The following is an 11,218-nucleotide window of genomic DNA, read 5'->3' as shown; positions in this document are numbered from 1 at the left end:
GACGAGGGAGACGGACATGGAGGCGGTCACGCCCATGTTCTTCAGGTACTCGACGTGGATGGGCGAGACGCTGCGCAGCACCGAGTGCGACAGGTCCAGCGGGGCGCCGGTGCCCGGGTCCAGCAGGGGGTGCAGGGGTGCGGGCGCGTAGTCGACGTCGGCGATCAGCCGGGTCCAGTTCACGGTGTAGAGGCGGCGGGCCTGGGCGGGGATGTCGGAGGCGGGGTAGTGCAGGCCGCGGAAGGCGTTGAGGTCGTCGCGGCGGTCCTCGGCGACGACCTCGCCGTTCCACTGGGCGTCGAAGCGGTAGACCATGACGCGGTCGAAACCGGTCAGGGTGCGCACCTCGTGCGCCAGCTGCTGCGCGAGCGCGCCGGTCGAGCCCGTCTCCGTCAGCCGCCCCACGGCCGCGCGCGCCGAGCGGTACGAGACCGGCGAGAACGCCGGCGAGGAACCGGCCGGCTCCACCTCCACCACGAGCCGCTCGCCGGACACGTGCAGCACCACGTCGACGTCCGCGCCCGGGCCGGTGGCCAGGTCCAGCACCGTGTGCAGCGGTTCGGTGACCTGGTCGGCGGCGTCGCGGGCGAGCACCTCCGCGGCCAGGCGCTCCCCGAGCACCTCGCGCAGCGGCCGGCCGAGCAGCTCGCCCGGCTCGCGCCCCAGCAGCCGCGCGGTGCTGGCGGAGGCGACGACCACCTCGTGGGTGCCGCGGTCCACCGCCAGCAGGAACCCGTGCGGCTGCACGGCGCCCGGCACGTGGATGGGCTCGGTGTCGCAGTTCGTCAGGTCCACCGGGCCGTACGCGGGCACGTAGGCGGGCGCCTCGGTGCCCGCCTCGACCGGCACCTCCGGCGACGGGGGACCGGCACCCACCGGGCCGGCGGACCGCTGGCGGCGGCTCACGCGCTCGCCCGGGCCAGCGGCGCCAACCAGCGCCGGTAGGCGGCGAACGCGGCGAGGGCGGTGGCGGTCATCTCCTCCACGGCCGCGTCCCCCGGCGCGCCCAGGGCGTCGACGGCCGCGGCGGTCTCGCGCCAGCGCCGCCCGGCGCCCGGACGGCCCACGAGGGAGGTGCAGGCCCGCTCCGGCACGCCCGCGGCGACCGCGGTGCGGTGGATGAGCGTGCCGCCGAGCGTGGAGCCGTCCAGCACGTAGCACAGGCCCAGGGCCTGTGCCCGGTCCGCGGCGCCGGGCACGTCCGGGCACAGCGGTACGGCGCTCACGGCCGCCTCGTCGGCGCCGAGGGCGCGCAGGTCCCCGCGCGCCAGCCCGGCGCGCGCCCGCGCGGCGACGTCCAGGGCCGCGGGGTCCGTCCGCGCCCAGCGCGCCAGGGACGCCTCCAGGGGGTCCAGCAGCCCGAGGGTCAGCTCCAGCCAGCGCCGGTGCAGGTCCACGTCCCAGGGCCGGTGCAGCACGTCCAGGGAGCCGTCCAGCTCCTCGTGCGCCCGCGAGGTGGCGGCCCGCACGTGGGCGAGCGCCCCGCCGGGACGCCGGTCCCCCGCCGGCACCACGCCGGTCACGCCGTCAGTCGTCACGTCCCCGCTCTCCCCGAACGGTCGCGCACCGCTCTGCGCCGACCGTAGACCCTCGCCCCGGCGCCCCGTCCAGGACACGGCACCGCTTGCCCGGCCGCGGCCGGCGTGGTGACATCGAGGTTCGGGTCCACCCCCCCGGGCCCGCGCGGTCCAGTCGCGGGCCGCTCCCTGCGCGGACACCGGAGTTCCCGTGGACACCCTCAGCACACCCCTCACCCGGCGCGTACCCGCCGGCGGCGCCGGTGCGGCGTCCGCCGTCGTGGACCTGCGCGACCCACTCCCCCTCGACGCGCTGCGCGAGGCCTACGCCGAGCGCCTGGCACTGCTGGCCGCGCGCGCCCCGGCGGAGGAGCTGGCGCGCAACACCCAGCTCGTGCGCTCGCTCGAGGCGGCGCTGCGCCCGCCGGGCGTGCGGCTGCGCCGCAGCGGCCCGGACCCGGCGAACTTCCTGGGCTGAACCACCGGGTCCCCCCGGTCAGGACGCCGGCGGGCCGTCGACGCGGGCCAGGACGCGGCCGTCGGCGACCCGCACGTCCACCGTGGGCTGCGGGGACGCTGCGGGGCCGTCCACGACGGCGCCGTCGTCGAAGCGGAAGGCGCTGCCGTGCCAGGGGCAGACGACCTCCGGGCCCCCGGCGCCCTCGCGCACCTGGCCGCCGTGCAGGCCGGCGCCCAGGTGCGAGCACGTGTCGGCCAGCGCCCGCACCGACGAGCCGCGCCGCAGCACGCACACCGGGGCGTCCCCGACGTGCCGGCGGGTCAGCTCACCGTCGGGCAGCTCCTCCAGCGCGCCGATGTCCGCGTGCTCGTCGCCGGCCAGGTGCGGCAGGTGCTCGGCGTGGTTCGGGCCGGCGGCCCACCGGTACGCCAGGTGGCCACCCAGGGCGCCGGCCGCACCGGCCGCCAGGGTGCCCGCGGTGCGCAGCAGCGCCGCGCGGCGCCCCGCCACCAGGGACGCGCCCCAGCAGGTGACGGCCACGGCGTTGCCGGTGGCGTGCACGAGCGCCGTGCGCTGCTGGTCCACGTGCAGGCCCGTGTAGTCCGCCCACCCGGCGATCGCCGTGGGCACCGCGGAAGCGGCGGCGGTGGCGGTGAGGTACCGGGCCGCGGGGTCCAGGGCGCGCCCGGCGGGCAGGACCGCGGCGGCCGCGTCGAGCAGCAGCGCGGAGATCGAGGTGCCCACCGGCACCAGCGCCATCGCCGGGTGGGCCGGGTGCCCGAACGGGCGCCCGTGCAGCAACCCGCGCACCCGGCCGCCGGGTAGCAGCCGGTCGGCGAGCCCCTTCGCGCGCGAGGCCACCGGGTCCAGCGCGGTCAGCCGGGACGGCGCGTCGAACAGGGTGCCGATCAGGGTCATGGCCCCTGCCTACCCCGGTCCGCGCCGCCCGGCACCTCGAAGCACCCGCCCGCGGCGGGGCGCGGGTGCCGCGCCTCGCGACCCGTGCGGGTGCGCTGGACGCGGTGGAGTCGGCCGTGGTGCGCGCCCTCGCCTCGCTCGGGGCGGTGGGCATCACCCAGCGGGAGCGCGTGGCGGCCGGGCAGCGGGTGCAGGAGCAGCGGGCGCTGGACAGCCGCGTGGTCCTGGAGCAGGCCGAGGGCGTGCTGGCCGAGCGGTGCCGCGTCCCCCCGACGAGGCGTTCGCCCGGCTGCGGGCGACGGCGCGCGGGCAGCGGCGGCGGCTGCACGACGTGGCGCGCGAGGTCGTCGACGGCTCGCCCGGTGCACCCGGTGCGCCGGGAGCGCATGGACCGTGACGGACCGGGTACCTGCGCGGCATGAGCACCACGACCGCTCCGCCGCGCGGCACCCCCGCGGAGGCGCCCGTGAGCACGAACGTGCCCGGCGCCGTCCGCGACGCGCGCGGCCGCACCCGCACCCGCACCCCGGACCTGCTGCTGACGCTGGTGGTGCGCGGCTTCGACGGGCTGCCGCGGCTGCGCCCGGACCGCGGCGCCCCGGCGGGCGCCGCGGTGCGCTCGCGGCTGCTGGGCCGCCCGGCGGTGGTCGTGCGCGGCGCGGACGGCGTGCGCGCCTTCTACGACAGCTCCCTGGTGGCGCGGCGCGGCGCCGTGCCGGCGCCGCTGAGCAACGTCCTGTTCGGGCGCGGCGCCGTGCACGGCCTGGACGACGCCGCGCACCGGGTGCGCAAGGAGCTGTTCACGACCGCGCTCGCCCCCGAGCGCGTCGACGGCCTGGTGGCCGCCGCCGGGGAGGAGTGGGCGCGGGCGGTGCGCGGGTGGCCGGGCCGCGATCGGGTCGAGGTCTTCGACGAGGCCGTCGGCGTGCTCGGCCGGGCGGTCCTGCGCTGGGCCGGGGCCGGGGCCGGTGGGGCCACCGACACCGCCCGCGCGCACGAGCTCGCCACGATCGTCGACGGGTTCGGCTCGGCCGGCCCGCGGTTCCTGCGCGCTCGCCGGGCGCGGGGCCGCTGCGAACGGTGGGCGGCGCGGGCGGTGCGGGACGTGCGCTCCGGCCGGCGCCTGGCCCCCGCCGGCAGCGCGCTGGCCCTGGTGGCCGCGCACCGCGAACCCGACGGCCGGCTGCTGGACGAGCGCACGGCGGCGGTCGAGCTGCTGAACGTGCTGCGCCCCACGGTGGCCGTGGCGTGGCTCGTGGCGCAGGCCGCGGTCGCGCTGCACGAGCACCCGCGCTGGCGGGACGCCGTCGCTGCCGCGGCGGGCGGGCCGGAACCGTCCGGCACCGCCGTGGCCGTCGCGCACGAGGTGCGCCGGCGCTACCCGTTCGTGCCGGCCCTGGCCACGCGGCTGCGCCGCGACGCCGAGGTGGCCGGGCACCGCCTGCGCGCCGGCGACCGGGTCGTGCTGGACGTCGTGAGCACGCACCGCGACCCGGCCGCGTGGCCGTCGCCCGAGGAGTTCGACCCGGGCCGTTTCGACGGCGCCGGTGTGTGCCCGGTCGCGCACGGTTTCGCACCGCAGGGCGGCGGCGACGCCCGCACCGGCCACCGCTGCCCGGGGGAACCGGCCACGGTGCGCCTGCTGGCGCAGGCCGCCGAGGTGCTGTCCGGTCTGCGGTTCACCGTCCCGCCGCAGGAGACGCGGATGCCGGCGCGGCCGGTCCCGTCGCGGCCGGCGGACGGTTTCGTCGTCACGGAGGTCGCCCCGGCGGCCGGAGAGGAGCGCTGAGGAGTGCGGATCGTCATCACGGGAGCCGCCGGGAACGTCGGCACCGCCCTGCTGCGGCGCCTGGCGCAGCGCAACGCCGAGGGCGCCGGGCACGAGGTCGTCGGCATCGGCCGGCGACTGCCGCCCGCCGACCGGGCCCCCTACGACACGGCGACGTGGACGTCGCTGGACATCGCCGACCCGGCCCGCCGCGACGAGCTGCACGACGCGGTGCGCGGCGCCGACGCGGTGGTGCACACCGCCTGGCTGATCCAGCCGGCCCGCGACCCCGCGGAGCTGGCCCGCGTGAACCTCGGCGGCAGCCGAGAGGTGGTCCGCGCGGTGCGCGAGACGGGTGTCCCCCACCTGGTGCACCTGTCGTCGATCGGGACCTACGCACCCCACCCCGACGACGACTCGCGCGTCGACGAGAACTGGCCCGCCACGGGGATCCCCACCCTGCAGTACTCGCGGGACAAGGCCGCCGTGGAGGCGCACCTGGACGTCGTCGAACCCGACGCACCCGGCCTCACGGTGACCCGGGTGCGCCCGGGCCTGGTGTTCCAGCGGGACTCGGCCAGCGAGATCGCCCGGTACTTCGCCGGTGCCCTCGTGCCGACCCGCGCGCTGGGGCGCGTCCCGCTACCGGTGCTCCCGCTGCCGCACGGGGTGCGGTTCCAGGTCGTGCACGCCGACGACCTGGCCGACGCCCTGGTGCGCATCGTGGAGCAGCGCGCCGGTGGTGCGTTCAACCTCGCCGACGAACCCGTCCTGGGCGGGCGCGACCTGGGCCGCGCCCTGAACGCGCGCACTCTCGTCCCCGTGCCGCACGGGCTGGCCCGCGCGGCCGTGGCCGCCAGCTACCACGCGCGCATCCACCCCGTGAAACCCGGCTGGTTCGACCTGGGCATGTCGGTGCCCGTCATGGACACCAACCGCGCACGCAGGGAACTGGGCTGGCAGCCCCGTCACGCAGCCGCGGACGTGCTCACCGAACTGCTGGCCGGGATGCGCGAGCACGCGGGAACCGCCTCGCCGCCGTTGCGCAGCCGCTCGGCCGCGGAACCGGGCTCGCGGGTGGGCACGTGACGCACCGCACCGGGCGCGCGAACCACGCGGACCGGGGAACCGGCGCGCCGGGGCACCGCCGGTCGCTGCTGCCGACCGGCCGGTTCCCCGGCGAGGGCGTCGCGCAGGCGGTGCAGCACCGACGAGAGCAACCGGGACACCTGCATCTGGCTGATGCCGAGTTCCGCGGCGATCTGGGACTGCGTGGCGTCGGCGAAGAACCGCATCGCCAGGATCCGCCGGTCGCGGTCGGGCAGTTCCGCCAGCACCGGCCCGAGGGAGGCGAGGTCGTCGACCACGGCGGTGGGGTCGCCGGAGGCCACGAGCGTGTCCCCGACCGTGGTGTCGTCGTCGGCGCCCAGGCGCGCGTCCAGGGAGACCGCCGAGTAGGCCGCTGCGGCGCAACGCGCTTCGCGGACCTCCTGCACCGAGGTGCCCAGCCGGTCGGCCAGCGCGGCCTCGTCCGCACCGGTGGCGTTCTCCTGCTCCAGGTCCCGCTCCACCGACCGCATCCGGGAACGCAGTTCCTGCAGGCGCCGCGGGGGGCGGACGTCCCAGCCGTGGTCGCGGAAGTGGCGGCGGATCTCACCGGTGATCGTCGGGGCCGCGTACGCGGCGAACGACGCACCGGCGCCGGGCTGGTACCCCCGCGCCGCCTTCACCAGCCCGAGGAAGGCCACCTGGACCAGGTCGTCCCAGGACTCGCCGCGGTTGCGGTAGCGCGAGGCCAGGCCACGTGCCAGGTCGAGGTGCTCCACGACCAGGTCCTCGACGGCCGGGCCGGTGGTCCTGTGCGGCGCCGTCGGGGCGACGGCAGCATCGACGTCGGGAACTAGAGCGGTCACGGAAACCCTCCGCATCAGTTCTTGCTCGGTGATCAGGCGATCTGCTGCACCCGCGAGGCACAGTCGAGCACCGACGCACCTGGTCGGCAACCGCAGCCACCACCGTGCTCAGGCGCGGCCCGGGACCACCTGCAGCAGTTCGAGCAGGTGCACGAACGCCTGTGCGAACGGCCGGTGCCCCGTGCGCTCGCGCACCGCCTCCCAGTCCACGGCCTCGCGGATGCTGCGCACCACCCGCAGCGCGGGAGCGAAGTCGCAGGTGTGCTCGTCGAAGGCGCACAGCTTGTGCACGACGACGTCGGTGGCGGAGATCACCGGCATCTCGACCGACAGCACCTCCAGCCGCTGCGCGCGCGCGAGCAGCTCGTCGTCGACGGGCACACCGCCGCCGCGGTGCAGCAGGTCGACCTCCACGCCGTCGCTGAGCACCTTGAACAGCCAGTCCTCCGGCGGGGCGAGGACCTCCAGGCCCGCGTCGCGGAAGTGCTCGCGCACCCGCTCGGCGTCCTCTGCGCGCAGGTCGAAGTCCACGTCGTGCACCGGCTCGGGGGCGCCGTGGGCCCACGCGGCGTACCCGCCGGCCAGCGCGAACGGCGCACCGGCGCGCTTGAGCTCGGCGGCCACGCGCACCAGGGCGGTGCGGCGCTGCTCGACGGTCGTGGCGGCGGGGTTGACGCCCGCGTCCACCTCCCCGTCGCCGACGCCGTGGTTGCCCGTGTTCTCCACCGTGCTCCTCCTGCCCTCGTGCCGCACCCTGGGGAGGTGCGACTGGCGACCTTCAACATCCTGCACGGCAGATCGCTGGAGGACGACCGGGTGGACGTGGGGCGCTACGCCGCCGCGATCGCCTCCCTCGACGCGGACGTGGTGGCCCTGCAGGAGGTGGACCGCTCGCAGGAGCGTTCCGCGCGCGCGGACCTGACCGCGGTGGCCGCCGAGGCGCTGGACGCCGGCGAGCACCGGTTCGTGGCGGCGCTGTCGGGCACCCCCGGGGCCACCTGGATGGCGGCCACCGGGCAGGAGCAGCCGGACGAGGCCGCCTACGGCATCGCGCTGCTGTCCCGGTTCCCGGTGCGCTCGTGGGAGGTGGTGCGGTTGCCGTCGGTGCCGTGCACGGTGCCGGTGGTCTTCCCCGGGCAGCGCCGTCCGAAGCTGGTGCGCGACGAGCCGCGCGTGGCCGTGGTGGCCGCCGTGGAGGACCCGTCGACGGGACGCTGCCTGACGGTGGCGAGCACCCACCTGTCGTTCGTCCCGGGGTGGAACTCCTGGCAGCTGCGCCGCCTGGCGCGCACGCTGCGCCGCTCCCCCGCCCCGGTGGTGCTCATGGGGGACCTCAACCTGGAGCCGGAGGCTGTGCGGCGCAGCACCGGGATGCGCCCGCTGGTGCGGGCCGACACGTTCCCGGTGCACGCCCCCGAGCGCCAGCTGGACCACGTGCTGGTGGGCGACGACGGTGCCCGCCCGCTGCGCGTGCACGACGCCCGGGCCCGGCGCCTGCCGCTGTCGGACCACCTGGCGCTGACGGTCGACCTGGACTGAGCCCCCACCGGCCCCGCGGCACGGCACCGCGGCACGGCCCCGTGGCCCCCGTCCGGCGGTGCCGCTCAACCCCGCTCCCACGTGCGCCGATGGACCGGGGACGCCCATGCGCTGCGGAGAGGGAGGGTGACGTGAGCACCAGCACGGACAGCGCGCCGGTCCCCGCGCACCTCGCCGCGCTCGACGCCGAGGTGGTCGCGGCCCTGCGCCTGGCGGCCGCCGTGGCGGGCCTGCCCCGCGGGGACGTGGAGCTGCTGACCGGCGACCAGCCGTGCGCCCTGGAGCCCGGAGCGTCCTGCGCCTGCGCCCGCGTGCCCGTGGTCGGCGCCCGGGGGACGCCGCTGGGCGCCCTGTGCCTGCACGGCGCCCACCCGGACGCGGCGACCCTGGCCCGCCTGGAGGACGTGGCGCTGCTGCTGGTGCCCGCGCTGGAGCGCCGGCCCGGTGCGGGGGCGTCCCGCGAGGCGCTGGACGCCGAGGAGCAGCGCACGCTGGCCGAGCTGGTCATGGCCGAGGTCGAGCACCGGCGCGAGCTGACCGAGGCGGTGCTGGCCACCGTGGACGTGGGCATCCTCGTCGCCGATCCCGACGGCCGGCTGCAGCTGGGCAACGACACGGCCACCGACTGGCTCGGGCAGCCGGTGCGCGACGACCTGGACGCCGAGGACCAGCCGGCCCACTACGGCCTGTACCGGGCGGACGGGCGCACCCTGCTCACCGCGGAGGACTCCCCCCTGCAGCGGGCGCTGCGCGGGGAGGACGTCGTGGACGCCGAGGTGGTGGTGCTGCCCTTCGGGCGCCCGGCCCGCACCGTGCTGTGCACGGCCCGCACGATGAGCACCGCGACCGGGAACCTGCTGGGCGCGGTGCTGGCGATGCACGACGTGACCGCCGCCCGCGCCCGCGAGGCGGCGCTGGCCGAGGCGCACGCGCAGCTCGCCGAGCACGCCGAGCAGGTCGAGGCCCTGGCGCGGGCCTCGCGCGCGGTGGCCACGGCCGAGGACCCCCGCGAGGCGGTGTGCGAGGCGGTGCGCGGCCTGACGGGCGCGGACGCCGTGTACCTCCTGCAACCGGAGGAGCCCGGCGCCCTCGTCTCGACCGCCGCGGCCGGGGTGGACGGCCGGGTGAGGATCCGGGTGGACGTCAGCGCCCGCACCAGCCTGACGGCGACGGCGTTCCTCGACGGCGAGCAGGTCTTCGCCCCCGACGTGGCCGCCCGCGCCGGCAGCGACCCGGAGCTGGCGCGCTCGGTGCGCGCCGCCTCGGCGGTGTGGCAGCCGGTGCTGCTGCGCGGCGACGAGCCGATCGGCGTGCTCAGCGTGGTCTGGCACGAGCGCGTGGCCGTGCTGCCGGCGGCGCTGGCCTCGCTGCTGCGCACGTTCTCCGGGGAGGCGGCCCACGCGGTGGAGCGCGCGGACCTGCTGGCGCGGCTGGCGCGCGCCGCGGAGCGCGACGCCCTGACCGGCCTGGCGAACCGCCGGCACTGGGACGAGACGGCACCGCGGGAGATCTCCCGGGCGGGGCGCACCGGGGTGCCGCTGACGTTCGTGCTCGTCGACCTGGACCACTTCAAGCGCTACAACGACACGTTCGGCCACCTCGAGGGCGACGCGCTGCTGCGCGAGTTCGCCGAGCGGGCCTCCTCCTGCCTGCGGGAGGTGGACACGCTGGCCCGCTGGGGCGGGGAGGAGTTCGTGCTGGCCCTGCCCGGCTGCACCGCAGCGGACGCGGTGCTGGTGGCCGACCGCATCCGCGCGGTGGTGCCGCGCGGGCAGAGCGCGACCGCCGGGGTGGCGCAGTGGGTGCCGGGGACGTCGGCGGCCGAGGTGCTCGCGCGCGCCGACGAGGCGCTGTACCGCGGCAAGCACGCCGGCCGGGACGCCACGGTCGTCGCCCCGGGGGTCTAGCGCGGCAGCCGGGTCCACAGCCGCTCCAGCTCGTCCGCACCGGGTTCTCCCGCGGCCCGCTGCCGGTCCGGTGGTGACGCCGTGCGCCCGGGTGGGGCGTCGCCACCCCGGCGCACGGCGGTGCGGCCCGGCCGGGGCTCAGCCCAGGTGGGGGCCCAGCAGCGACAGGTCCGCGGCCGAGAGCCGGTCCCCGGCGGTGGCCGCCTGGTGCCAGTGCGGGTAGCGCAGCGGCACCGCGCTGACCTCGTCCAGGCGGCGGCGCTCCTCGTCCGTGAGCACCAGGTCGGCGGCGGCGAGGTTGTCGCGCAGCTGCTCCTCGGTGCGCGCGCCGATCACCAGGGACGTCACGCCGGGCCGGCCGAGCAGCCAGGCCAGCGCCACCTGCGCGGCGGAGACGCCGTGCGCCTCGCCGACCTCGACGAGCACGTCGACGGTGTCGTACAGCTTGCCCTCGTCGTGCACGGGCGGCTCGTCCCAGTCCGTCAGGTGCCGCGAGCCCTCGGGCGCCTGACGGTCGCGGCGGTACTTGCCGGACAGGAGCCCGCCGGCGAGCGGGCTCCACACCAGGACGCCGAGGTCCTGGTCGAGCGTCAGCGGCACCAGCTCGTCCTCGGCGTCGCGCGCCTGCAGCGTGTAGTGGATCTGCTGGGAGACGTATCGCTGGTACCCGCGGGCGTCGGCCACCGCCAGGGCCTTCATCAGCTGCCAGCCGGAGTGGTTGGAGGCGCCGACGTAGCGGACCTTGCCGGAGCGCACGAGCGTGTCCAGGGCCTCCAGCGTCTCCTCCAGCGGGGTCTGCCCGTCCCACTCGTGGATCTGGTAGAGGTCCACGTGGTCGGTGCGCAGGCGGCGCAGGCTGCGTTCCACCGAGCGCACGAGGTGGTGCCGTGAGGCGCCGCCGTCGTTGGGTCCGGGCCCGGCGACCATGCGCGCCTTGGTGGCGACGAGGACGTCGTCGCGGCGGCCCTGCAGGACCTCGCCGACGATCTCCTCGCTGCGCCCGTCGGAGTAGATGTCCGCGGTGTCGAGGAGGTTCACCCCCGCCTCCAGCGCGACGTCCACCTGGCGGCGGGCCTGCGCCACGTCGGTGTTCCCGACGTTCGCGAAGGCGCCCCTCCCGCCGAACGTCATCGTGCCCATGGTGATCGTCGAGACGCGCAGCCCCGACCGTCCGAGTCGCCGGTACTCCATGCCCG

General features: G+C 77.5%; 11 protein-coding genes and 1 pseudogene. 6 read left to right on the top strand and 6 right to left on the bottom strand.

From position 1 onward, the window contains the following. Positions 1–906 (bottom strand): GAF domain-containing protein (locus MN205_RS06785; RefSeq protein WP_242125578.1); only part of this gene is annotated, 906 nt, incomplete at its 3' end. Beyond that, entirely contained in the window at positions 903–1,538 is a 636-nt protein-coding gene (locus tag MN205_RS06780; protein ID WP_242125576.1) for a biliverdin-producing heme oxygenase, read from the bottom strand. The genes MN205_RS06785 and MN205_RS06780, both read right to left, overlap by 4 nt. Positions 1,539–1,728: 190 nt before the next feature. Between MN205_RS06780 and MN205_RS06775 the strand changes: the two genes are divergently transcribed. Beyond that, on the top strand, positions 1,729–1,995 hold the full coding sequence (locus MN205_RS06775; protein WP_242125574.1) for a hypothetical protein: 267 nt from the start codon (positions 1,729–1,731) through the stop codon (positions 1,993–1,995). An 18-nt stretch (positions 1,996–2,013) separates the two neighbouring features. On the opposite strand, the gene MN205_RS06770 is transcribed toward MN205_RS06775, so the two are convergent. After that, positions 2,014–2,895, bottom strand: a complete 882-nt coding sequence (locus MN205_RS06770) for a Rieske (2Fe-2S) protein (RefSeq protein WP_242125572.1) — start codon at positions 2,893–2,895, stop codon at positions 2,014–2,016. 65 nt (positions 2,896–2,960) lie between these two features. Between MN205_RS06770 and MN205_RS06765 the strand changes: the two genes are divergently transcribed. Genes MN205_RS06765 through MN205_RS06755 form a run of 3 tightly spaced genes read left to right on the top strand, consistent with a single transcriptional unit; the run spans position 2,961 to position 5,752 of the window. Beyond that, entirely contained in the window at positions 2,961–3,317 is a 357-nt protein-coding gene (locus MN205_RS06765) for a hypothetical protein (RefSeq protein WP_242125570.1), read from the top strand. After that, on the top strand, positions 3,314–4,684 hold the full coding sequence (locus MN205_RS06760) for a cytochrome P450 (protein ID WP_242125568.1): 1,371 nt from the start codon (positions 3,314–3,316) through the stop codon (positions 4,682–4,684). Before MN205_RS06765 ends, MN205_RS06760 begins: the two co-directional genes overlap by 4 nt. A gap of 3 nt (positions 4,685–4,687) precedes the next feature. Continuing rightward, complete coding sequence (locus MN205_RS06755; RefSeq protein ID WP_242125567.1) at positions 4,688–5,752, top strand: NAD-dependent epimerase/dehydratase family protein; 1,065 nt, start codon at positions 4,688–4,690, stop codon at positions 5,750–5,752. Between the two features lie 152 nt (positions 5,753–5,904). Here the strand turns inward: MN205_RS06755 and MN205_RS06750 are convergent. Then, a pseudogene (locus MN205_RS06750) lies at positions 5,905–6,591 on the bottom strand (sigma-70 family RNA polymerase sigma factor); the annotation flags it as partial. 93 nt (positions 6,592–6,684) lie between these two features. Then, the gene (locus MN205_RS06745) at positions 6,685–7,302 is read right to left on the bottom strand and encodes a nucleotidyltransferase (protein WP_242125565.1); all 618 of its coding nucleotides are present in this window, start codon (positions 7,300–7,302) and stop codon (positions 6,685–6,687) included. Positions 7,303–7,338: 36 nt separating this feature from the next. Here MN205_RS06745 and MN205_RS06740 point away from each other — a divergent pair, with 36 nt between their 5' ends. Both MN205_RS06740 and MN205_RS06735 read left to right on the top strand, forming a co-directional pair. Next, positions 7,339–8,115 (top strand): endonuclease/exonuclease/phosphatase family protein, encoded by a 777-nt coding sequence (locus MN205_RS06740; protein WP_242125563.1) that lies wholly within the window; start codon positions 7,339–7,341, stop codon positions 8,113–8,115. A gap of 131 nt (positions 8,116–8,246) precedes the next feature. Further along, positions 8,247–10,022 (top strand): diguanylate cyclase, encoded by a 1,776-nt coding sequence (locus tag MN205_RS06735; RefSeq protein WP_242125561.1) that lies wholly within the window; start codon positions 8,247–8,249, stop codon positions 10,020–10,022. Between the two features lie 138 nt (positions 10,023–10,160). On the opposite strand, the gene MN205_RS06730 is transcribed toward MN205_RS06735, so the two are convergent. Next, positions 10,161–11,213: an aldo/keto reductase gene (locus MN205_RS06730; RefSeq protein WP_242125558.1), complete on the bottom strand. Its 1,053-nt coding sequence runs from the start codon at positions 11,211–11,213 to the stop codon at positions 10,161–10,163. Positions 11,214–11,218: the final 5 nt, after the last annotated feature.

This window comes from Kineococcus sp. TRM81007, assembly GCF_022669155.1.
In the GTDB taxonomy this organism is placed as follows: domain Bacteria; phylum Actinomycetota; class Actinomycetes; order Actinomycetales; family Kineococcaceae; genus Kineococcus.
Note: the sequence above shows the minus strand (reverse complement) of the source record. Positions and strands in the feature narration are given on the sequence as shown.